12 protein-coding genes are annotated in these 23,345 nt (G+C 61.8%); 4 read left to right on the top strand and 8 right to left on the bottom strand.

From position 1 onward, the window contains the following. Position 1 precedes the first annotated feature (1 nt). The 3 genes from CFE428DRAFT_RS25845 to CFE428DRAFT_RS25835 are packed head-to-tail and all read left to right on the top strand — an operon-like array spanning position 2 to position 6,295. Complete coding sequence (locus tag CFE428DRAFT_RS25845; RefSeq protein ID WP_006982638.1) at positions 2-730, top strand: hypothetical protein; 729 nt, start codon at positions 2-4, stop codon at positions 728-730. Further along, the gene (locus CFE428DRAFT_RS25840) at positions 723-3,509 is read left to right on the top strand and encodes a hypothetical protein (protein WP_006982637.1); all 2,787 of its coding nucleotides are present in this window, start codon (positions 723-725) and stop codon (positions 3,507-3,509) included. The genes CFE428DRAFT_RS25845 and CFE428DRAFT_RS25840 overlap by 8 nt, the downstream gene beginning before the upstream one ends. Beyond that, positions 3,506-6,295, top strand: a complete 2,790-nt coding sequence (locus CFE428DRAFT_RS25835) for a hypothetical protein (RefSeq protein WP_006982636.1) — start codon at positions 3,506-3,508, stop codon at positions 6,293-6,295. Before CFE428DRAFT_RS25840 ends, CFE428DRAFT_RS25835 begins: the two co-directional genes overlap by 4 nt. A 221-nt stretch (positions 6,296-6,516) precedes the next feature. On the opposite strand, the gene CFE428DRAFT_RS25830 is transcribed toward CFE428DRAFT_RS25835, so the two are convergent. The 4 genes from CFE428DRAFT_RS25830 to CFE428DRAFT_RS25815 form a co-directional block, all read right to left on the bottom strand. Next, entirely contained in the window at positions 6,517-9,318 is a 2,802-nt protein-coding gene (locus CFE428DRAFT_RS25830) for a c-type cytochrome domain-containing protein (protein WP_006982635.1), read from the bottom strand. A gap of 6 nt (positions 9,319-9,324) precedes the next feature. Continuing rightward, positions 9,325-11,766, bottom strand: coding sequence for a DUF1549 domain-containing protein (locus CFE428DRAFT_RS25825; RefSeq protein WP_006982634.1), 2,442 nt, complete (start codon positions 11,764-11,766; stop codon positions 9,325-9,327). Between the two features lie 18 nt (positions 11,767-11,784). Then, entirely contained in the window at positions 11,785-14,115 is a 2,331-nt protein-coding gene (locus CFE428DRAFT_RS25820; RefSeq protein ID WP_006982633.1) for a PPC domain-containing protein, read from the bottom strand. Between the two features lie 171 nt (positions 14,116-14,286). Then, positions 14,287-15,621, bottom strand: a complete 1,335-nt coding sequence (locus CFE428DRAFT_RS25815; protein ID WP_006982632.1) for a DUF1501 domain-containing protein — start codon at positions 15,619-15,621, stop codon at positions 14,287-14,289. 338 nt (positions 15,622-15,959) lie between these two features. Here CFE428DRAFT_RS25815 and CFE428DRAFT_RS25810 point away from each other — a divergent pair, with 338 nt between their 5' ends. Then, positions 15,960-16,781 (top strand): DUF4339 domain-containing protein, encoded by an 822-nt coding sequence (locus CFE428DRAFT_RS25810; RefSeq protein ID WP_006982631.1) that lies wholly within the window; start codon positions 15,960-15,962, stop codon positions 16,779-16,781. Between the two features lie 179 nt (positions 16,782-16,960). Here the strand turns inward: CFE428DRAFT_RS25810 and CFE428DRAFT_RS25805 are convergent, their stop codons facing one another. The 4 genes from CFE428DRAFT_RS25805 to CFE428DRAFT_RS25790 all read right to left on the bottom strand — a co-directional run bounded on the left by CFE428DRAFT_RS25805 (position 16,961) and on the right by CFE428DRAFT_RS25790 (position 23,343). Further along, positions 16,961-20,137, bottom strand: a complete 3,177-nt coding sequence (locus tag CFE428DRAFT_RS25805; RefSeq protein ID WP_006982630.1) for a right-handed parallel beta-helix repeat-containing protein — start codon at positions 20,135-20,137, stop codon at positions 16,961-16,963. A 400-nt stretch (positions 20,138-20,537) separates the two neighbouring features. Beyond that, positions 20,538-20,903 carry a hypothetical protein gene (locus CFE428DRAFT_RS25800; protein ID WP_006982629.1) on the bottom strand — a complete coding sequence of 122 codons (366 nt, stop codon included), beginning with the start codon at positions 20,901-20,903 and terminating at the stop codon, positions 20,538-20,540. Positions 20,904-20,962: 59 nt separating this feature from the next. After that, a complete protein-coding gene (locus CFE428DRAFT_RS25795) occupies positions 20,963-21,433 on the bottom strand; it encodes a hypothetical protein (RefSeq protein ID WP_006982628.1) in 471 nt (156 codons plus the stop codon). Continuing rightward, positions 21,430-23,343, bottom strand: coding sequence for an ABC transporter ATP-binding protein (locus CFE428DRAFT_RS25790; protein ID WP_006982627.1), 1,914 nt, complete (start codon positions 23,341-23,343; stop codon positions 21,430-21,432). Before CFE428DRAFT_RS25790 ends, CFE428DRAFT_RS25795 begins: the two co-directional genes overlap by 4 nt. Positions 23,344-23,345: the final 2 nt, after the last annotated feature.

Here is a 23,345-nt window from a genome sequence, read left to right as displayed (position 1 = left end):
CATGAGCACCGCAGCGAATTGGGTGGCTTGTATCGACGCAGCCGGGGCGGAGGGTCTGGCGGCGTTGCGTCTGCTTCCCGGCCTGGAGGTCGCGCCGCTGGCCGACACCGTCTGGCTCCGTGGTCCGTCGTGGAACGATCCCCTGGCCCTCGCCCTGCAAAAAATTTCCGGTCTGCACCGCTTTGCCGTGCAAGCGGACGGGCAATTGATCGCCGAAGGGCACCGCGTGCCGAAAGGCCGGCTCACCGCCACGCAATGGCGTCCGCTGCGCGAGTGGCTGCCGGTCACGCTGCCGCAGGCGCTCGGCGCGACTCAGCCGGACGAACCCGCTCCGCTCCGTCTCATGCGCTCGGCGATCGAGTTGCCCGCGAATGCGTTGCTCACGAATATCGCCTCGTGGCTCGCCTGGGCAGAGGAAGTCTCGGCTGTGCGTTTGCGCCCACTCCGTTTTGCCGCCGCGCGCGATGGGCGCGTGTGGATCGAGGGCACACCCTCGCCGGCCATTGCCGGACAACGTTTTCATTTGCAGGAAGGCGTGGCCGTTCCCTGCGGCTTTGCCTGCGAACCGGCGCTCGAACCGCGAGTGCTCCGCCGCTGGCTGGCGCTCGGCATGGGCGACACTGCTTTCGCTCACGCCGACGGATCATGGGAAATTTTGCGGGAGGAACAATTCGTCCCCGCGCTGCGCAGCGCGGTGCGTTGGACGGCGGAGGCGCTCGGCCATGGATGACCCGCACAAATCGGCAATCATCTATCTCGCATCCAGCCGCCAATCGGCGTGGCATTGGACCGACGATGGCGATGTGCTCGCCTGGAAGGACGGCACCACCATCGCCTTCCGGCAGGAGATCATCCAGATCCTCGAGTGGTTGATCCCACACGAGTGGCCCCCTTTTGACGCGCTCGTCCTTCTGCTCGCGGCGTTTCGCGGCAAGGTCCGACTGCCAGACTCCGGATCATTTGCGAGAAGCTGGGCTCCGACCCGCAAGGAAGGCGAGTTGGATGATGGCAAGCAACTGACGTTTCAGACTGCTCATGAACAGTTCCGGCAGATGCAGGCCTCGGTCGAAAATGACTTGAGCGCCGTTTCCCAGCTCCCGGCGGATTTGCGCGCCTCGTGGAAGGCCAAGGCGACGGTGGCCGAGATGCTTTTTGGCCAAAAAACTGCGGGACGCGGAAAGTATCCACCCGCAGGCAGTGGAAAATCCCCGGAATGCTACCACTCCCTGCTCGAGATCGTCCGATCCGGTGTGCTGACGGACACGATGTTGAATAATGCGATCGCGCCGACGCACTACATCGACTGGTCGTGGCAGATTATGCACGAAGGCTTTGGCCGGATGGATTTGGAGACGCTGGAACTGCGCCTTCGCACCGGCCTCGACGAAGTGCCCCATCCAGCTCCAGTGCCTATCCCCCCGGCGACTCGAGTCCGGCAGGTAATTGAGGAATTGCAGGCCGATGCCGAGCACTCCGGGTTCGCGCGATTGGTGCGCGATTTCATGGCGGCGATCCAGTTGCCCCGCCGGCTCTCGGAACAGGACGAAATGCCGATCGGCGGTTTTGCGGATATCACTAATCGGGGCAACCCCGACCGTCTCCTGTTGAGTGAGCTCGCCCACGACGATCTCACCCTCGCGGTGCGGATCGCGGTGAATGAAGCGCTCTATCTGCGTCGCGAACCTCCGGCCAAAGAGCCGCCCAGCACGCTCGCCATTCTGCTCGATTCCGGCGTGCGGCTGTGGGGAACGCCGCGCGTGCTGGCCACGGCGGTGGCCCTCGCCCTGGTGGCGAAGAGTTCCGTTCACGAGAAGTGTACAATTTTTCGCGCCAGCGGCCATGAGATCGCGGCGGTCGACCTGCTCAGCAGGGAAGGGGTGATCGCCCATCTCGGGAAGCTGGAACCCCATGCGCATCCCGGACTGGCGCTGACTGCCTTTCACACGCGTCTCCAGCAGGAAGAGCGCCCCGAGGGCGTGCTCATCACGCATCGAGAAGTTTGGGAAGATCCCGACTTTCAGAGCGAACTCGCGAGGGCCCATTTCGACGCGCTCTACGTTGCGCTCGTAGAACGCGACGGCCATTTCGCTTTACTCCGCCATCCCCACGGCGGGTCGCCGCTGTGCGCAGCCCAAGTGGATATCGAAGCTTTGTTTCCACCGGCGGCGGAAGCCGGGAAGCGGCCGATGCTGGTTGACCGCACGGCCAATCCCGAATTGCTGTTGATCCTGTCACGAAAGCCTTTTCCCCTGCTCATACCGGTGCTCGGCACGGTTCAGAAATCCATTCGGCGGCGAAACGGCGGCGGCGCGTGTGTGATGAAAGATCGGCGGCTGCTCGTTTGGGATCCTGCTGTCCGAACCCCGAGTTGGTCCCTACGCGGCGCGCGCACCGTCACCACCGAGCTGCCGCTCGGCCGCGCCGTATGGCTGGGAGAGCTTCCCGACGGCTCACTGTGCGTTGCGAAGACCATCAACGGCCTCCGGCACCTCACCTGCCGGGTCTTCTCCCTGGAAGGCGCACTCCTGCACAGCCACGACTGGGAACTGACCCAGCCCGCCCTTCGGGTCGACATTCGCAGCGATGTCATCTTCGTCGTGTGCACCGATCGCGCCCAGGTCCACGACCTGAAAACAGGCGCGATGTTGAGCCTGGCGTTTCTCTCTCCCGGAAATTCTCACGGCCGGTACTTTCTCAACCATCGAGGCGTGTGGTGCGTGCTGAGTTGGAATGGACAGCAATTGAACCTGGATCCGATCGTGTTCCTGAACGAACTGCCAGGAGGAAAGATTCTGCAGGTCTTTCACAACGAGGATTCCGTGATGCCATGGGCCGTGTTGAGCAATGGCAAAGTCTATAACGGAAGCGGCACTCCCATCATGCAGCTGGGCGAGTTGCGGGTCGTCCTGCGCGTCGCCGACGATGGCCGTCGTTTGCTCGTGCTCCTTGCGGACGGCAAGAAAATGTTCGTCGATTTACCCAGCCGCAAAAAATGGCCGGCGCCGCACCCGATTTCGGATAAATTTTGGTTTTCGCCATCATCGCCACTGGCCCTCGCGGTGCGCCGTCGTATTCATCGTCTGGGTTTCACCGGCCAGGGAAAAATCTGCCTGGGGCTGTCGGCGGACAGGTGGTGCTGGCTGGGTTTTGCCCAAGGGAGCGAATCGACAGAATCGGCGATCGTTCTCCATTCGGTTCCCACCGAGCCGCCAAAAGATGTGCAGGATTTCGTACCGGTCCAGACATCCTCGCGGCTGGGTTATTCGTTGAAAATGGCACGGTGGCAGGATGGCCGTCGCGCCTGGATCGATAGCTGCGGGCTGCTGCATCTTCGTTGTGCCAATCCCAAATTACCGGAGCTGACTCTTTGCCTGGGCAACGAACGGCTCGCCGCATGGACAGGGACCGATCTTGCTTGGGGCGATCGGTTCTTCATCGGCGATAATTTTGATGCTCCTGCGGAAGAAATTTGGGCAATTCTCAAGGCCTTCGCCGCCCCCGCACCATGACCCCGCGCGTCCTTCACCTTCGACGCTGCGATTGCGCACAGCGGGAAACGGCCGCGTGGTTCCTGTCCGGCGGCAAGCCGGCGGATTGGCTCGCAGAGCTCAGTCGCTGGCGGATCCCGCTGGAAGGCATGCGCTGCTACATCGTGCCTCGCGAGGCCGGCGATTATCAGCCCAGCGGTCTGCTGGTCGTTCCACCAAAAAGCGCAGCTCAGCCGAAGGACGTACGGGCGATGGCCCTCGGCACGATCGCCGAAAAACTGTTTCTGCCAGTGGAGGCCGAGCTTTTTCCTCCGGTGGCCGCGACGGAGATCGCCACGCTGTGCCGCGCCGCAGTGACGCTGTTTCATCCCGCCATCGGCGTCGTGGAGTTTGATCCCGCAGAGGCCTGCGGCGTCTGGCAACTGCTGGCGTCGGCGGAAGTCGCGTCCTCGGATTGGAATGCCGCGCGGGCCGGTGCGGAGCTGAACTCGCACATCGCCGCAGTAGTGCGGCACACCTTGCCGCAGATCGAAGACATCTTCGGTGACGCGCAAAAGGAGATCGGCTCGGATCCGATCAAGAATCTCCCGCCGCGACCGGACGAGCCCTCTGCCGGGATGTCCGGAAAAATGGGCCGGGCCATGCGCGGGCTGGGCGCCGGCGCGGTGCAAAAGTTTTTCTCGATGCTGCCGTCCGGCGGACCGAAGAACAACTGGATCAACCAGGTGCTCGACTGGGCAAGCGCCAAGCTCAGCGGGCTGACCCAGGAGATGGAAGACCTGCGCCACAGCGAGCTGCTGCGGCTCATGAAAATGCTGGAAAATGATCCGGACCGCGGCTTGCGCCACGCCTTGCCGTTGGGCGGCTCACCCGGACGCGGTCGAACTCCACCCGGCACACGCCTCGGTACGCGCAACGTCAATTTCAACCTCGGGAATATCGGCGGCGGCCGGGCGAGTGATCCATGGGACGTACCGTGGGCCTTGCGCCAGAAGTTGACCAAGCGCTATCGGGAGCTGGCTTTGCACGAGCAGCAACTTGGGAGGTTCAAGCGCGCGGCCTACATTTATGCGGAGTTGCTGGGCGATCTTGCCGCGGCCGCAGCCGTGTTGAAGGAAGGGCGGCTGTTTGCCGAGGCAGCGATTCTCTATCGAGATCATCTTCGCCAGCCGATGGTGGCGGCGGAATGTTTCGTCGCGGGCGGGCTCTTTACGGAAGCGGTGGCGATTTACGAGAAGGAAGGGAAATGGATCGAGCTGGGCGATCTGCAGCGGCGACTGGAGAATGAAGAGGCGGCGGCGGTCGCCTATCGACGGGCGGTCGAGGTGAAGGTGGCGGCGGTCGATTTCGTCGGCGCGGCGGAATTGCTCGAGCAACGACTGCGCGTACCTGACGAAGCGATTGCCCTGCTGCGCCGTGGCTGGCTAGGTGGACCACAGGCCGCGCAATGCCTCGGCGCGGAGTTTACCCTCCTGGGCCGGCTGGCCCGGCATGAAGCGACGAGCCAGCGGCTTGCCGAGCTGCGAAAAGAGACGACTCCAGTGGCCAAGAGCATTCCGCTTGGCGAGGTGCTCGAAAAGTTGCGCGAGTCGTATCCCGACCTCACCGTGCGCGTCGTTGCCACCGACCTGGCGCGCGTAAAGCTCAGCGAGCGACTCGCCGGCGATGACTTGGAGCACATCCGCCGCGGAGTTCAGATCATCGCCCGGCTCGCCCCGGAAGATCGGCTGCTGGCCCGGGATGCTAGCCGCTTCCTCGCCGATCGTACCACGGCACTCCAAAAGGTTCTGGCTTTGCCGCCACCCCCGCCGCCGCCGCGTAAGGCGGGCTCCGGTCGCCTCGGCAAGCCAAACCTTCTCGGCTCCATTCCGCTGCCCAGCGGTCTGCAGTGGCTTGCCGTCCGGCGGGTGGGGTCGCGATTCGTGGTCCTGGCGAACAAGCAAAACCAGATGGTCTTGCTACGGGGCAATTGGCAGGGACAGTTTCAGAACGCCGCCTCCTGGACCTGTGGCCCAAAAGGGGCTCGGACCTTGTTGACCCTCACCGCCGATGAGGCGCGAAGCCAGCCCGACTTTCTCGTCCCGATTCCGCTGCCAACGGATCGAAACGTCCAAGTCATTCCCACGACCGATACGAACCCGGCACAATTACGCGTCGGCGTTCCGAGTTGGGTAGCGAACGATGCGTTCACCCTGAGCATTAGCGGAACCCAATGGTGGGTGCTGCGCATCTCGGATGGACATCTGTTGTTGGAGGAGCGCGCGATGGACGGACGTCTCATCGGCTCCTTCGATGTCTCGTTGGTGCTTCAACTACCCGTTCGAACTTCTTCAGAGGTCATCCTCTTCGCCCTGCGAGGACATGTCTGGATTGCCTGCGGGCCCTTTCTGCTTCTGTTCAAAAATGGGAAGACCGAACGGCGCTGGGAGCTTGAGTCCCCAATTTTGGGCTTCGACGCCTCCGCGCCGTTTCTGCCTTGCGCGGTGGTCGCACGCTGCGAACAAGGCGTCGCGATTTTCTGGCTCGATGCATTGTCGGATGACGTGGAGATGCTGGCCTCACACCTGGCCCGGCCGCGGGCGGTTTTTCTCGGCAACGGCACGCTCGTGCTCCTCGCCGGGACGAGCGATGGCCGCGGATGCGAAGGCGTCGTCGTGGACATCGACCACCGGGGCATTCACAGCGAGGAGAAGTTTTACAAAAACGGCCATCCGCCGATCGCCTTGATTGGCACCGATCGCCCGGACGACTTCGCCGTTTTCGACGGCAGCAATTCCGCCGAAGTCTGGCGGGTAACGACGAAGTAGTCCGCAGAAATACCGCCCTCGTAGCGGCTGCTCCTCCAATAGGAGAAATAGGAAGGAGAGGAACAATAGGACGGATCGAAGTCTTATTCCTCTATTTCCTATTCTTCCTATCCCTCCTGTCCGCGCGGGCGCTCACCGCCTACGATTTCTTCGCCGGCGTTGCCAGGGCGGCGGCCTTGGCGCCTCCACCCTTGATCGTCTCGTAATCGGCGCGGCGTTTGTCAGCTTCGGCCTTGGCGGCTTCCACTTCCTTGGCGGCAATCGCGGCGGCTTTTTCGGCCTCCGTCTTCTGCGTTTCCGCGTCCTTGATGATCTGCGGCATGTCCTTCTGCAAACGCGCGGCGAGCTGGGTCGCGGCCTCGACGTTTTTCTTGGCCTGGGCGATCGCCTTCTCGGCTTCCGCCGCGGCCTTGATGAGCGGCTTCAAGCCACGCTTGGCTTCGTCGAAAGCAGCGCGGGCCTTGTCGGATTCCGCCTGCGCGGCTTTCACTTCCGGGGCCTCCATGTTCTTCGCGCTCGCGGCGGTCAATGCCCGTTTGCGTGTTCGTGATCTCCGCTTTTTTCGCCTGATATTTGGTATTCGCGGCGAGATATTCGGGGCTGCCCTGCGAGTGCGAATTGCGTTCTTCGCGCAGCTTCGCCGCCTCGGCATTCAGACCTTCCATCTTCTTGGTGAGATTCGTGACATCGCCCATGGTCGGCGCGTTATCCGCGACGGTCTGGGCGTTCTTGTCCTTTTCCTTGGCCAGATCTTCCGCCGCGGCGACGGTTTTCTTGGCGGCTTCGACGGCCTCGCGAGCCTTGGCAAAAGCGTCTTCCTTCTCCTTCGCTTTGGCCGGGGCGTCCGCAATGGTCTTCTGCGCATTCGCGAGATCGTTCCTGGCGTTCTCGATCGCCTGCGGGGCATCCTTCGCGGTTTGCATGAGCTGCTCGTACTGGGCCTGCTTGGCGAGCAACGCGTCGTGAGCGTCGTGGGCGCTCTGCAGAACCTGCGCGACTTTCCAACGGTCCGCATTGGCCTTGTCCGCAATGATCTGCGCTTTGGTGTCCTCGATCGAAGCCTTGATCTTCGTGACATCCTGCTCGGCAGCGGTCACGGCGGCAACAGGGGCCGGCGGTTTCTGCGCGGTGGCCAACTGCGTGTTGGCCTGCTGCAACACTTTCTCCGCCGCAGCGATGGCTGCCGGGGTGGACGCACGCAGCTTCGTCAATTCGGCTTCGGCCTTGGTGACTTCGTCTTTACGCGCGGTCAGTTGCTTCTCCGCTTCCGTCTGGGCGGTCGTCTTGTTGGTGACTTCCTGCCTGGCGGTATCGATCTCCGCGCCGGGCGTGTTGATCGCGGCCTGCTTGTCAGCGAGCGTTTTCTGCGCGGCTTCGACCGCCGTCCTGGCATCGGCCACAGTCTTTTGCGATGCGGCGATCTGCGTCTTCAATTCCGTGAGATGCTTCTCCGCGGAAGGCACGGCGGACTTGTGCGCTTCGACAATTTTCTGCGCTTCGTCCTTGTGCTTCTGCGCGGCAGCGAGCGCCGCCTTGTAAGCGTTGTCCGCATTCGTCTTCTCGGTCTGCAGTTTGGCTTCGGCGGCAGTGAGTTGGTCCTGCAACTTGGGCAGGGCGATCTGCGCATCGGCCAGGTCCTTCGCCGTGGCGGTGGCGCGTTCGGCGAGCGTTGGCGGGTTGGCGCTCAGCGTGCCAGCGACGTCGCCATCCATTTTTACAACCTGGATCTTGCCGGTCCAATCGCCGACGATCATGCGATCGTTTTCCAACCCGGCGCGCAGGGCGATATCGTCCGCCGGCTTCGTCTCGCCGAGCTTCTTGCCGGTCTGATCCCACACGCGGGCAATCTTGTCACGGCCGCAGGAGATGAGCTTGCCGTCGGGAGTGAAGTCCACCCATTCCACACCACCAGCGTGGGCGGTCCAAGACTTGATCTCCTTGCCTTCCTTCGCATCCCACAACGTGACTTTGCCGTCTTCGCCGCACGAGGCGAGGACGCCGGGCATGAAGGCGAGGCCGGTGACCATGCCTTTGTGGCCGGGCAGGGTATTGAATTCCTTCCACGTGCCGCTTTCCCAAATCTGGATGCCGCCGGCGCGGTCGGCGCTGGCGAGATATTTGCCATCCGCGGAGAACGCGATCGCTGTCACCCAGTCGGTGTGTTTCTTGATCGACTGGACGAGTTTGCCATCCTTGGTGGAGTAAATCTTGAGCAGCTTGAGCGGTCCGCCGAGGGCGACGAATTGCTGATCGGGGCTGAGGTCCGCGGCGAGCGCCTGGTCGAATTCATTGCCGATGGTGGCGATGCGTTCACCGGTCTTGAGATCCCAGAGCGCGACTTTGCCCGACTTGCCACCCATGCCACCACCGGCCATGAGCACCTGGCCGTTGCGGCTGAAATGGAGGACATCGAGGAACCCTTCCGGGAACGGCAGCACGCCGAGCGGCTGGAGCGTGTCGGTGTTGTAAAGCAGCACCTGCTTCTGGCCGCCGATGGCCACGACCGGCGCCCACGGGTTGACCGCCATGGCGACGATCGCGTTGGTGTGCGTCGTGCGGACATACGGCTCGAGCGGCAGGTCGCCCGGCATGGGCGGCGGGCCGTCGGGACGCGTCAACGACACGGCGGCGACGGTCACTTTGTTGGCCGAGACCGCGACCGCTTTGCCGCTGGCGTTCTCGAGCAACTGGCCGGCGATCCATTTTTCAAAGATCGCGATGTCGGCGTCCGAGAGCTTGTCCCCCTTCGGCGGCATCTTCGGATCGTCGGTCTGCTTGATGCACTTCACGAGCAGGCTCGAGGCCGGATTGCCGGATTCGAGCACCTTGCCGTTTTCACTGCCTTGCAACGCGGCCTGATAAGTCGAAAGGTCGAGGCCGGCCTTCTTCTTGTCAGGGTTGTGGCAGTTGAGGCAGGAGTTGCGGAGGATGGGCATGATCTGCTCATCGTAGGTGACCTTGTCCGCTCCCTGCGCGGTCAGCGCAACCGCAATCGTGGCACTAAGAACAGCGAGTTTCTTCACGGCAAATCAATGGTTGAACATGAACTCCTTGGCGTTAAGCAACGCCCAGAAGATGTCGTGGTAAGCCTGGGGCTGGGTCTCGGTGACGCCCCAGTATTTTTCGAGTTTCACCAGTTCGTTTTCGGTCGGGAATCGGCCGAAGCAACGGAGATACAGCTCGGAGGCGATTTCGCGCGGGGTGCGGTTCGAGTCCATGAGCTTCTTCACCACACCGCCTTGCGTGATCTTGTCTTCAATGGTGGTGCCATTGAGGAGATGCAGCGCCTGGCTGAGCGTGGGGCCGACTTCTTCGCGGCTGCACACGGTCTGGCGATCCTTGCGGCCGAAGGTGGTGAGGAAATAGTTCGTCGTGTTGCCATCGGCGATCTGCACGGAACGGCCGCCGAGCGGCACGCCACGGAACTTTTCCTTGTCCTGCGTGTCGGTCACCTCGGTGATGGCGTCGAGGAGCACCTCGGCGCGCATGCGGCGGATGGTCGCCTTGGCGAAGTTGCGATCGTCGAGCGCGTTGGTCTCGTTCGCGCGTGAGGCCGTCTGATAAGCGCGCGAATTGCAGATGTCGCGGACGATTTTCCGCAGGTCGTAATTATCCGCGATGATCTTCTTGGCCAGCGCTTCGAGCAGTTCGGGATTCGAGGCGGGATTGGAGATGCGCACATCATCCACCGGCTCGACGATGCCACGGCCCATGTACTGCGCCCACACGAGGTTGGCAATGTGCTGCGGGAAGTAGGGATTATCGGGCGAGGCGACCCAATCGGCGAGGACCTGGCGACGATCCTTGCCGGTGCAATCCGGCGCGTCGCCACCGAGGAACTTCGGCGGAACCACGTGGTTGTCCACGATGCTGCGCGATTCGCCGCCACCGCTGTTGAAGATGATCTTCTCGCGCGGATCTTCACCCGGCTTGCGGCCGATCTGCGTGAAGAAGGCGACGAAGCCGCGATAGTCTTCCGTCGTCCAGCGATCGAACGGATGGTTATGGCACTGCGAGCACTGGATGCGAATGCCGAGGAAAGCCTGCGCGGTGTTTTCCGCGAGCTTCAGCGGATCGGTCTCGAGCTGGTAGTAATTCGCCGCGGGATTCTCGAAGTTCGAACCGCTCGCGCTGATCAGCTGGCGGGCGATTTCGTTCATCGGCACGTTCTTTTCGAACTTGTTGCGCAGCCAGGTGTAGTAGAGCTCCGTGGCCTTCGGGCTGCCCTGGTTGTTGTTGCCAGAGCGGACCTGCAGGAGGTCGCTGAACTTGAGCGACCAGAGGTCGACGAATTCGCTGCGGCCGAGCAGTTCGTCGATCTTCTTCGCCCGCTTCTGCGAATCCTGGTCGGAGGTGAACTTGGTCACTTCCTCGCTGGTCGGCAGCGTGCCCGTGATGTCGATATAGGCACGGCGGAGGAAGGTCTCGTCGTTGCAGATCTCGCTGGGCGTGATGCGCAGGTTCTGGAGTTTTTCGTCGACGAGCTTGTCGACGAAATTGCGCTCCTCGACCTGCGGCCATTGGTATTTCAGGCCCTTCGGGATGACGATGACCTGCGTGCCGACGGTGAAGGTGGCGTAACGGGCCATGACGAATGCTTCGCCACGCTGGCCGGTGGTGATGAGGCCGTCCTTGCTGATCTTCGCGGAGCCTTCGTTGCTCGTCAGGAAGAGCGCGAGATTGGTGACATCGCGGTCTGTGCCATCGGAGTAGTGAACGCGCGCCGTGATCTGGAAGTTCTGGCCGGGGCTTTCGAGGACGAGCTTCTTCGGCAGGAGCTCGAGGCTGACCGGCTTGGCGATATCCGCCGGATCATTGGGCGCGCCGGCGGAGAGCCAGCGAATGAAGGTCTTGGCCATTTCGCTGTCCTTCTCGAACAACTTGCCGCCGGTGTGCGGTGCGGCGCCCGTGGCCTTGGTCACGAGCATCGATTCCTCGGGAATGGCGAGGTTGATGCGGCGGCCGGAAAGCTCGTGGGTAAGACGATAGTGGTCGCCCTCGGGATCGAAGCCCCAGAGCGAGAGGCGGAAGCCGTCCTGCCCGCGGGCGGCGCCGTGGCAGTGATTGCACTCGGCCTTCATGAAGACGGGCATGACGTCGAGGCGGAAGCTGACCGCCTGATCGGTCTTCGCTTCCGCGACTTTGACGGGCACGTCGATCTCGTGGCCTTGATACTCCACCTTGAGCGTCGTCTGGCCATCGGCCACCGGATACACGACGCCCTTCTCAACGCGGGCCTTGCCCGGGTCGACGAGGGTGAACTTCGCCTCGGCGGTGACGTTGCGATTCACGCCATTCGCCTCGGTGGTGCGGACGACGAGCGACTGCTTGTCGCGCAGGAATTTCAGGTTCACATCGGCCGGAAAGACCTCGACAGTAGCGGCGCCGGACTCAGCGGCGACGTGCAACAACCCGCCGGTGGCAAACAGGCAGGTCGAGAGGAGCAGCGTGGTGATTTTCGAGGAGCGCATAGGAAAATGGACTCTGGGTTACTTCTTGGCTGTTTCGTTGGGGGTGGCCGCGGCGTCGTTCTTCGCGACGCTGGCCTTGTCGACGCGCAGGATGCCACCTTGAGCAAAGGTCGACGTCATGGGCTCGCCATCTTTCTGCAGGGTGAATGAGCAGAAGACTTGTTTGTGCTGTCCGGCCGGCGTGGTCTTGTCGGCCTTGACAGTGAACTTCGCCTGCTTGTCGTCCTTGGTGATTTCCACGTCTTCCGCGGTGCAGTTTGGTGGAAGGCCGAGAAGCTGGAGCTTGGCCTTGCCATCGAAGGGGGTCTTTTGGTCGAGATCCACCGTCATGGTGGTGGTGTCCCCCTGGTCCACATAGGTGCGGGCCAGCTTGCCAGCGACGAACGGGGCGGCGACTTCGACGTCGATGAGCTGCGTGCTGAACCAGACCGGGCCCTTGCCGAAGTCGGCATTGCCCACGACACAGATCTGCCACTTCTGCAGGGCGGCGTTGGGGTTGGCGCTGATGGTCACCGTACCTTCGTTTTCGCCTTCCTTGATCTGCTGCAAACCGGCGCTGCCGATGCCCGGCGGTGCGTAGAGAAGAGTGATGGTGATCGGTCCCTTGAAATCGCCTTTCCGCTCGGCCTTGATCTTCAAATTCATGGAACCGCTTTGAAGCAGCGGCACCTTGGGCTGCTCGACGCTGATCTTTACCGGAATCTCATCGATCACCGCGGCGGGCAGCGAGTGCAGATGGCGCACATAGAAAGGCCGCTGGTTGTTGTATTCCATGATGTCCACCATGTGATCCACTTCGCTGGTCACCTTCGCGTCCTTCGGCGGGTCGACCAGCTTGGCCTGCATGTCGAAATCATGGGCCGAGATGGCAGCGTCCGGCGCGGCTTCAAACACCATCGGGACGGTATCCACGCTCTTGTCCACATGCGGTGCGCTGGCGGTGATGCCTGCCGGCAGATCCACCGGATTGAGCACCACTTCGCCGCTGGCATCGAAGCGCTTGATGCGGACGAGTGAGGCGTAGCGATTGCCTTTCGGCACCGGGATGGCGCGACGATCCTGATTCTGATTGATCGTCATTTCCGGCAGCCAGGCAGTGAGCTTCGGCTCGATGGCGGTGACTTCCAGGCGATAAACGAAATCCGGTCCGCCACGGCCAAGCTGGTCTTTGATGGAAATGTAATAGTCGCCATCCGCGGGAGCTTTCCAGCGCAGGTAGCTGTCGGGCCCACCGGAGTCGTCATTCAAGGCGAGCCGGGCGCCCTTGCTACTGTGAATCTCCATGACGGAATCGAGCGGCGAATTGATGCGGCGCGCATAGACCGTGAAGTCGAGTTGCTGATCTTTCTTCGCCGTGAACTTGAAGAAATCGATGTCGTCCTTTTGGTCGATGATGCCGTTGATCGCGCAGGGGAATTCCTGGTTTACGACGGTCGCATGTTCGATGTCGTTGTTCGGCTCCGCCTCGAGCACGTTCGGGAAGTACGAGACGCGCATGACGTTCGGCTGCGGCGTGGCCTCGCCTTGGTTGGTATAGAGTTCGAAATCTTCGGTCGCTTTTTCGGGCAGTTTGACCGTTTGATCGAAAGGACCGGAAGCGTCGCCGATCATTTTCACCTTCAGGCTTGCCCCCGCGGGGCCGCCGGCAGGATAGACGGCCATCGGACGCGCGAAGGTGCCGATGTTCATGATGTAGTGGCACTGGCCAGGGCCGGCGTTGGTCGTATCACGAACGGTGATGATGTATTTGCCATCCTCGGGCGCGAGGATGCTCGCCACGGGATCCTGGCGGCTGAAGCCGGTGTCATCGACTTCGATGACCGGGGTGCCGTCGGCCTTGGTGATGGAAAGGAAAGGATCGTAGGGCGTCTGCGTGTGCAGGCGCAGGCCGATGACCTCCACGGAAAGCCGCTCGCCTTTCTTGAGGTCGACCTCGTACTGGGAGCGCTTGTCGTCCGGGGTGCGGCCGTAGACCGTGGTGTTCAGCGCGATGTGCTGTGGCGGGACCGGCTTCTCCTTACTGACCGCTTCCTCGACCATCGGGAACGGCGAAACGTAAAAGGTGCGCACATCCGCGATGCCGGAGTCGGTGACGATACGGAGGGTGTGCTCGCCGAGATGCACGTTCGGGCCCGCCTTGATCTTCGCGGTGAACTTGCTGGCGCTGTCCAGCTTCACGATCTGCGACTCGAAACCGGGTTCATCGAAGACGAACGTCCGGGCATCGGAGAGATTCTGGCCGGAACAGGCGACCTCGATCTCGGTGCCGCGCTGAACGCCGGCGGGATAGATAAAGGAGACGCGGGGCGTGCCGGCAAAGGCGCTGGCCGCCAGGAAACAGGAAGCCATGACCGCCGCACCAAAAGAAATGCGGTGGTTTTTTGAACTGGAACGGACGGGGAACGGCATATTCACGAAAGTAAAACGTGGGCTGGGCGCGGAAAACGCGGCGGCTAGCTTGAGGCCGTGCCGCCGCGTTTCGCGCTGTTCAGAGTTTAGGAGGTCAAACCACGGATGACCTTACGCCAGGAGCTCCGGCACCACCGTGCCGTCGCGGACAATGGCCTGCGGACGGCCACCGGGCGACATGAGCTTCTTGTCGGGCTTGATGCCGAGCTGGGTGAAGACCGTGGCGGCCATATTTTCCACCGTGAGCGGATCGCTGTCGGGTTCCGAACCGGTCGGATCGGAGGCGCCATGGATGTAACCGCGCTTGAAGCCACCGCCGGCGAAGGCCACGGAGAAGACGCGCGGCCAGTGATCGCGGCCGGCGTCCTTGTTGATCTTCGGCGTGCGGCCGAACTCGGACGAGACCATGACGAGGGTCTTGTCGAGCATGCCACGGCGATCGAGATCGGTGATGAGGGCGGCGAACGCCTGGTCGAAATGCGGGAGCTGACGCTCCATGTTCCGGGCGACGTTCTGGTGCATGTCCCAGCCCCCGTAGGTCAGCGACACGAAACGCACGCCGGCCTCGACGAGGCGGCGGGCCATGAGCATGCGCTGGCCGGCGTCGTGCTGGCCGTACTCGTCACGAATCTTCTGCGGCTCGGCCGCGAGATTGAAGGCTTCGCGGGCGGAGGCCGAGGAAACCAGCGAGTAGGCGGACTGATAGAAGCTATCCATCGCGGTGAGCGCGTCGCTCTTCTCGAGCGTGCGGAAATGCTCATCCACCGTGGAGAGGATATCCCGGCGCTGATCGAAACGCTCCCGGGCAATGCCGTCATGCATGTTCAGGTCGCGCACTTTGAAGCCGCGGCTGGCCGGATCGCCACCGAGACTGAACGGGCCGTAGCTCGTGGAGAGATAGCCCGTGCCGGCGTATTCGTTCGGCATGTTCGGCACACAGACGTAGGGCGGCAGGTTGTTCCGCGACCCGAGTTCGTGCGAGACGACCGATCCCATGGACGGGAAGAGGAGCGCCGGCGACGGCTTGTAGCCGGTGAACATGTTGTGGGTGCCACGCTCGTGGGCAGCGTCACCGTGAGTCATGGACCGCACGACCGTGATCTTGTCGGCGATCTTGGCCGTTTCCTGCAGGTACTGCGAGAATTTCACGCCGGGGATCTTGGTATCCACCGTGCCCAGCGGGCCGCGATACTCGATGGGGGCGTAGGGATGCGGATCCCAGGTTTCCTGGTGGGCGCAGCCACCGGGGAGGAAGATGTGAATCAGCGATTCGGCCTGCGGAACGAGACCGTCCACGGTCGCCGCCTCTTCCGCACGAAGTTTGAAGTAATCGCCCAGCGTAAGGCCGAGGCTGCCAACGAGACCGGCGAATAGGAATTCGCGGCGGGAGGTTTTGCGGAAGTGCGACGGATCGTCGAACCAAGTCACAGGTTTGATTTCGCTCATGATGTTCTGATTTGGGTATTTTGGCGGGGGACGCCTCGCTACCAACGAATAGGATCGTCAGCGGCTGAAATCATTCCTGCTAATACCTAGATGAAACTCAGTTCATTCCAGCTATTAACAGGCCGCAGCCTGCGTGCGCTTGCAAGTGAAGACCCCCGGTACCCGTGGGACTTAGAAATATTTGTGGCGTTTTAAATAATTTTCAACCGAAACGATGGGAAAAGTTCGCGCCCCTCTTTTAATTCTGCCCTCATCTAATCTTAATCTCTTTCCGGCGTCTCTCTCTGGAAACCATTTAAGTATCCGACGACCTTCCTGATTAAGAGCTCAATCCCCCTGTGAATATCTATATCCTGCGCGACGGTGAAAAGATGGGCCCCTTCAGTGAAGAGGCGGTGCGCACCTTGATCCAGCAGGGGGATTTCGAAGCGGAGGACCTGGCCTGCCGGATGGGTTCTTCAGAGTGGGAACCCTTGGGTAAAGTGCTGGAAACGTCCGCGGAGCCTCCGGCCGAACCACCGCCTCCTCCGCCCCCGCCAGAGCCGGCCACTGCGGAACAGATCGCTTTCCTCAGTTATTTTGCCATCCCGATCCCGGCCGGTCTGCTGAAGGAGGAAGCCGGGGCGCAGATGGCCAAGGCGAAGGAGGAGCCCAAGAACGCCAAGAAGCTGGCGCTGTGGGACATCGAGAAGCTGCAGCTCCATCCTGATCTTTTCGCCGCGGAGTTGAAGGCGCGAAAGGAAGACCGGGCACAGTTTTTCCACGATCTCTGTCAGACGGCGGGGTCTGATTACTTTACCGGGGTAACCAAGGCGCATTGCCAGGTGCTGGTGGCCTTTCTCGACGTCAAATTTCCCCGCTGGGATGCCAATGAGGCGGACGCCACGGAGCGGTATTTCTTTCCCGCAGTTGCGGAGAAGTTCCCGCAGCTCGTTCACAAGGCATGGCGGGGCAAGTTCCACTATGGGCACAGCCCGGGGGGCGATGGCGGCCAAAGCCGCCAAATCGCCCACAGCGAGGCTGGTCCAACACTCCGTCTCGCTAGTCGGTGCGCTCCTGCGAGGGTTGCTGTTAGGATTGTGCGTTCTGGGGGTCCTCTACCTCGGATATGTCGGCACGCACGGCTGGAAATGGGACCTCGGGATTCCGCCGCTCCATAAAGCCGCGAAACCGGCAGCCGAGCAGCAGGCGCCCGATGCAAGCGGCGCGAAATAGGGATGGTGGAATCTCCCGTCAGCGGAAGATTCCGGCACCACCTTCGGAGCGCATTCGTCTCTTGGATGATTTCCGGTGGTAGCGCTCGTGAGCTCGCTCACCCCCCGGCTACGGCCCACAGCCCTCAGGGCTGAACGGTGATGTTACTGGTATTGGTCGTCACGAAGACATCCAGCGTCAAGGTCCGCGGATCGGTAAACGAGTTATTGAGAATCTCGGAATCCTGGGAGTTGTCCATATAGATGCCGTAGTGGGGGCGCGAATTGTTGAAAGTCGCGCCGGGATCGGCGGTGATCTCATTGTTCAGCAGGCTGATCTCCGCCCCATTGAGCACGCTGATCCCGTACTCCTGCCAGTTGCTCACGACGTTGTCCGAGATCGTGATCCGCTGGTGCCCGCGCCACGCTCCGTAGAGCGAGCCGAGCTTGTAGATGCTCATCTGGATCTGTCCCATCGATACCGCACCGGTGGAAAAGCCGGAGTTGGTGATCGTGTTTCCGCTCACGATGATATCGGTGCTCTGCAGACCGTTGCGCCACAGGTCGGGTTCGTTGCGAAAGATAATCGGCACGTCGGAAATGCCATCGTAGTGATTGTTCTCCACCACCCCAGACGAAGCGCGGATGATGCTGCCGTAGCGGCGGATATTGTGGAAGGTGTTGCCTCGCAGCATGAATCCTTGCGCCAGCTTCGTCCGGGTGAACACCTGGTCGTTGTTCACTGGGTTGGGGTCGGAAGTCTGAATCGCTCCGGTCACCGCCGGAGTGAAGCCGATATCGTACGCGGTCGTCGGACTCCCGACAGCCGTCTTGCTGGTCACCGTCAGATTCTCGGCCACGGGCACGCCGTCGCGCGGATTGAAGATGGTAAAGGTATCGCCCACCGAGAAATTGAAGAAGTCGGTATCGAGCCGGATCGACGTATTGGACAGCTTCTGCTGAATGAAAACGCCCTTCGAATAAAGCGCGACCGAGTCGTCCCCGATCCCGTTGAACTCCGACTGCTCGACCCACGGACCGATCGTGTTGAAGCGCGCGTGCACTCCGTCGGCATTGCCGCCAAACCAGCGTCCGCTTTTGATGAGCGAGTGGCAGTGGAGCACTTTGAAATCGCTGCCATCGAGGCACATGTAGTGCGCGCCGGAAATCGCGTAGTTGACCAGATTGTAACAAGTCACGTCCGCGCCGCCGTTCGCCGTCACGAAAGTCGTACCGCCGTTGTTGCGCGCAAACTGAATGTACTTCCTGCCCGGAATGAAGCAACTGATCACGCTCGGATCGCCGAGTTGCAGCGTGTATTGATTGCCATTCTGCACGACGGATTGAGAGACGGTGCTGATGACGATGGGCGTGCCGGCTTGGATTTTGCCGGGATTCGTTGGGTCGAGCAGCACGCCCCACGTCCAATTGGCCAGCATATGCGGCGCGTTGAAAGGCGGCATTCCGCTATCGAGCGTCATGGTGAAACTGCCGCCCGCCGTCGTCGACACGATCGTGCCCACGCTGAAAGGCACGGGATTGTAGTCGACCGTGAGATCGCGGATGAGCACCCGCTGGCAATTGTTGATTTGGGCCAGCCCGCACATGGGATTCGTGAACGTGATGTTCGCGCCATTGCCATTGATGATGAGGTCGGACTTATTCGTCGCGGTAAAGAGCACGGTCGTCGGCGCGAGCGTGTAACTGGCGCTCGCGGCGAAATTGACCACCGCAGGCGTGACCGCGTTGGCGATGGTGGTCTGAATGTCCGACACCGTCGCGGTCGCGGCGAGATTGTAGGTGTGTGTCGGAGCCGCGATCGTGAACTTAAACGCCGGGCTGTAGGTTCCCACAAGGCCACTGCTATCGTGCCCGCGGACGCGCCAATAGACATCACCGCCCGGCAGCGGCTGATTGGCTACATATCGATTCATCGGCACATTGTCGGTGTAGATCACGTTGGTGAACGCGGCGTCGGTCGCGATCTGGGTATCGTAGCTTTCCGCCGTCGGCGAGCTCGTCCACGTGAACGAAGGCGTGGGAATGTACGCGGTCGTGTTATTGGCGGGAGTGAGTGCCGCCAGCGTAGCCGGCTCGAGGCCTTGCGTTATTTCCACGCTGTCGAGTTGCCAGGGCGCCGTCTCGCCGAAGCCATCCACACCGAATGTCGCAAAATCCACCGCCAACGGATCACGCAACGGCAAGCCCACCCCTTGCGGTGTGGCGGGCAGCGTATCGGAATTCGCAGCGCTCAGATAAATATCGAAAGAAGGCGCCGGCAGGCTGCGCGCCACGAGCCGCACCCGGTACCAGGCATTGGCCGTGAAAGTGAAATTCGGCACGTCCATCCACGCAGTTCCCGTGAAATAGCTCACCTTCCCCGACGAAACACCGAAGGAAAGATACGGCCCCCAGCGATGCGTTTCGTCAAAGATGGTGAGCGTCGCCGTGCGGCCCACGGAGGTCGGATAGACCTTCGCGTCGATCGTCACCTCATCCGCCAGCGGGAAAGGATGTTCGATCCGATTCGTCGTCTGATACAGGCTCACACTGCACACCGTGCCATCCGCGCCCGAGGCCAGAATCTGCGGCACGGTCGTTCCGGTATTCGTCCAACCCGCAGGGGTGGCGAACCCGGGCGCGTCGCTGTCGAATCCATCCGTCACCGGCAGTTGCACCGCCGAGTCATCGAAATAGGCGGCGTTGGAGAACCCATACGTCCCCGCGTGGACAGTCGTGAAATCGACCGTCGCCGCGTCGCGCACCGGCAGATTGCGGCCCTGCGGCAAATCCGGCAATGCCCCACCGCCCGCCGCGCTGAGATAGAAATCAAAAGTCTTCGCCGGATCGAGACGCCCGACGAGCCGGACGCGGTACCATTGATTCGCGACGAAGGTGGCGCCCGGAATCGTGTTCCAGGTGTTGTTCGCATAGTAGCTGACCTGCCCGCTTGTATTTCCGAAGGTCAACCAGATGCCGTAGCGATTTCCCGAATCGAACGTGCCGATCGTCAGGCTTCGCCCGGTGCCCGTCGGTTGAATCCAGAAATCCCACTGCAGCGCGGCGTTCGAACCGACGTTCGTCTGCATTCCTTGATTCACCGCCGTGAACACGACGCTTTTCGCATCCGCCGGCGCGGCCTGAGCGGTCGTCACTGCGGGATTGGCCGTCAGCGCGCCCGACCATCCGGCGGGCAAACCGCCCACGGTATCATTGGCAAACGTCGTGATAAATGGCAGCGACGCCGCGCGCCCGTGGCCGGCAAGGAGAAAAATCGCGCCCAAAAAAACGCGAACGCCCACTGAAATTGAGGAGAGGTTCATAGGGGGACGAAGGGGGCGCTCATTGGCGTAGGCCTCGTTCCGGTCGTCAAGTTTCAAATCTTTTCTGACTGCCGGGCGGTCGTCCTGACCGCCGCGGCCGGGTCCCAGGGCCACGCGTCCACCGTGACGGCGAAGATCGCCGCCCTACCATCGCGCGCTCTGCCAACATGCTGCGACAGAAGTTCGTTGAATAATGGAATCGGCCTGGCCCAGCGGACCGGTATGGCGTCTGGGTGGATCGCGCTCTCCGAGCGCGATGGGTCCCCACTCGCGCGCAGCGCCGCTCTTCAATCCTTGACCTTAGTCTTTAATCTTAATCCCTAATCGTTGATCCTCACCGACGGTCGGGATTAACGATTAACGATTAAGATCAAAGATGGATGCCATCACCACCCTTCCCTCATCGCTGCACCTTCCAGCGGGTCTCGGGCTGGAGATTGACGTCGTCCTTCTGCACCTCGAAGCCGCACGCCTGCAGCAGATAGGCCACGCCTTCGCGGCTGCTCATGGTCTGCTTCAAACTGTGTGCGAAGAGCTCGATGTATTCCTTGTAGCTATCCAGCGCGAGGCTGCCCTCGGCGACATACCGCGCCAGTTCCTGATCGTGGCTTTCGATGAGCTCGAACAAGGCCCGCCGCAAGCGCACGCGCATGACGGGATCGACGACGAGACGGAACGGATTGGCCGCCGGATCGGTCGGCACCGGTTCCTTGGAAATATCGAAATCGAGCGGCGTGAGCGTTTGAGCGCGAATGGGATCGTTCATGGTCGTGGAATGTGTCTATTCGTCAGCCGCAAACCGGGCGGCTGGATGGATCGAAAAAATCAGCGCTTCTTCTTACTGCTCCCCTTCGGCGCGGCGGGCTGCGACGCCGCGACCTGCTGTCCGTTGGCATCGTAGTCGATAACCTGCTTGGTTTTGTCTCCGTCGTAGACAAAGACCCGCTTGCCGAGATAACGGCCGTCCATGGAATTGAAAGCGGCCTCCGTGATGTGCCCGGCGCCGTCACGCGTGTAGGTCGCCTTGTAAGTCGCCGTGCCCTTCGCATCGAAAAACGTGGCGCTCAGGGCCACGTTGTTGTCGCCGAGCGCGTAGACGGTCTTCCGCAGCATCTTGTCCGCCGCATCGGTGGTCATCTCCTCGGCAGTATGGCTGTCCGGATCCATCTTGGTCGTCACCTTCGTGCCATCGGGCATTACCTTGGTGATGACGTGGATGGTCCCATAATTCTCCTGCGCCGAGACAAAGGGCGCGGCGAGGAAGAAAGCGAGGCAGAGGAACGCTAGTGTTTTCACGGGGCGGTTACATCTACACCCACTCCGGCCAATTCCGCCAGCGGTACCTCACCACCGTGGTGACGATTGAATTGGAGATCGTAGAGCCGGCGGTAATAGCCGCTCTTCGCGAAGAGCTCGGCGTGGGTGCCGACTTCCTTGATCTCGCCATTTTCGAGCACCACGATCTGGTCGGCGCGCTGGATGGTGGAAAGACGATGCGCAATGGCCAGCACGGTGCGGCCCCTGGCCAGCTTCTCGAGATCTTCCTGGATGTATTTCTCCGTCTCGGAATCGAGCGCGCTGGTGGCTTCGTCGAGCAGCAGGATCGGCGCGTCTTTCAAGAACGCACGCGCAATGCACAGGCGCTGCTGCTGGCCGCCGGAAAGCTGGCAGCCACGATCGCCGATGACCGTCTGATACCCGTTCTCCCGGCTGATGATGAAATCGTGAATGTGCGCGCGGCGGGCCGCTTCCTCGATCTCCGCCTGCGTGGCATCCAGCCGGCCATAGCGGATATTGGCGGCGATGGTGTCGTGGAAAAGGAACGTATCCTGGTTCACCATGGCGATGTGCTCGCGCAGGGAGGACTGGGTGACGGAGTCGATGTTCTGCCCGTCGATGAAAATACGCCCGGCAGACGGCTCGTAGAGGCGCTGCAGCAGCCAGAAGAGCGTGCTCTTGCCCGCACCCGTGGCGCCGACCAGCGCGCAAGTCGTCCCCGGGGGAACTTCGATGCTGAGACCTTGGACCGCCGGCCGGATGGAGTCCTTGGTCGGGTAGGTGAAAGTGATGTCCTGAAAACGGATCCCGCCCTGGGAGACGGCGAGCGGCTTGGCGTTCGGCGCATCGTTGATGGCCGGCGGACGATCGATGAGCACAAACACCTTGGTCGTCGCCGCGAGGCATTTCTGCATGAGGATATTGACGCGCCCGAGGGTCTTCGCCGGGTCGTAGAGCAGGACGAGGCCGGCGTTCAGCGCGGTGAAGCGGCCGTAATCGAGATGGAAACGGTAGGCGTAGATCAGCGCGGCGATGATGCCGAGCGAAGCCACGGTCTCCACCGCGGGCGTGACCAATTCCTGCGCCTTCCGCCAGCGCATGGCGAATTTCAGCATCTCCAGGTTGGCCTTGTTGAAACGCTCAGACTCGTACTCTTCGCGCGCATGGGTCTTGACCACGCGCACCCCGGCGAAAGCTTCCTGCATCACGACCATGAGCTGGCCGGCTTCCTCTTCTTCCTTGGCCCCGGCACTGCGCACTTTCTTGCCGATGACCAGCACCGGGATCAGGCAGAGCGGGAACACGGTAAAGGCGAAAAGGGTGAAGCGCGCATCCGTGGCGAAGAGGGCCACGAGACCGGAAATGATGGCGATGGGCTGCTTCACGAGGTCGCCGGCGATCTGGGTGAGGGCCTGTTGGGCGACACGGGTCTGGTTGAAGACGGTCTGCACCAGTTCGCCGGACTTGGCGCGATTGAAGAACTCGAGCGACTGCGAGAGCAGGTGCCGGAAGAGCGACTGGCGGATGTCGTCGAGCACGTGCTGGCTCACCCACAGCATGCAGTAGGCGTTGGAATAGGAAAACACGCCGCGGACCAACATCAGGGCCGGGATGGTGGCGCTGACGAGGATGACCTGGGTGAGCGTGGCGTGCCCCGGCGTGATCGGCGCCAGATGCATCCAGGCCGGGAATTTCAGGGTGTGCGAGCCGTCATCCGGGAAGATCAGCGGGACGACCTTGCGGATCAGGAAGACGAGGCCGCCATTGGCGACACCGAAAAGGGCGCCGCAGAGCATGCCCAGCAGGAAGCGGCCGCGATACGGTTTCAGGTAGCTGGCCAGCCGCATGTACGGTTCCCGGCTCGCGCGCAGGAAATCGCGCAGGGACATCTTGGCTATGTCTTTGCGGGAGATCTTTTTAGAGGACATGT

It is taken from the genome of Chthoniobacter flavus Ellin428, assembly GCF_000173075.1.
Lineage (GTDB): Bacteria > Verrucomicrobiota > Verrucomicrobiia > Chthoniobacterales > Chthoniobacteraceae > Chthoniobacter > Chthoniobacter flavus.
Note: the sequence above shows the minus strand (reverse complement) of the source record. Positions and strands in the feature narration are given on the sequence as shown.

Bases quoted from the DNA above. Each gene is read 5' to 3' on its own strand.
- CFE428DRAFT_RS25845 (WP_006982638.1), top strand. From the start codon at position 2: ATGAGCACCGCAGCGAATTGGGTGGCTTGTATCGACGCAGCCGGGGCG.
- CFE428DRAFT_RS25840 (WP_006982637.1), top strand. From the start codon at position 723: ATGGATGACCCGCACAAATCGGCAATCATCTATCTCGCATCCAGCCGC.
- CFE428DRAFT_RS25835 (WP_006982636.1), top strand. From the start codon at position 3,506: ATGACCCCGCGCGTCCTTCACCTTCGACGCTGCGATTGCGCACAGCGG.
- CFE428DRAFT_RS25825 (WP_006982634.1), bottom strand. From the start codon at position 11,766: ATGCGCTCCTCGAAAATCACCACGCTGCTCCTCTCGACCTGCCTGTTT.
- CFE428DRAFT_RS25820 (WP_006982633.1), bottom strand. From the start codon at position 14,115: ATGGCTTCCTGTTTCCTGGCGGCCAGCGCCTTTGCCGGCACGCCCCGC.
- CFE428DRAFT_RS25815 (WP_006982632.1), bottom strand. From the start codon at position 15,621: ATGAGCGAAATCAAACCTGTGACTTGGTTCGACGATCCGTCGCACTTC.
- CFE428DRAFT_RS25805 (WP_006982630.1), bottom strand. From the start codon at position 20,137: ATGAACCTCTCCTCAATTTCAGTGGGCGTTCGCGTTTTTTTGGGCGCG.
- CFE428DRAFT_RS25800 (WP_006982629.1), bottom strand. From the start codon at position 20,903: ATGAACGATCCCATTCGCGCTCAAACGCTCACGCCGCTCGATTTCGAT.
- CFE428DRAFT_RS25790 (WP_006982627.1), bottom strand. From the start codon at position 23,343: ATGTCCTCTAAAAAGATCTCCCGCAAAGACATAGCCAAGATGTCCCTG.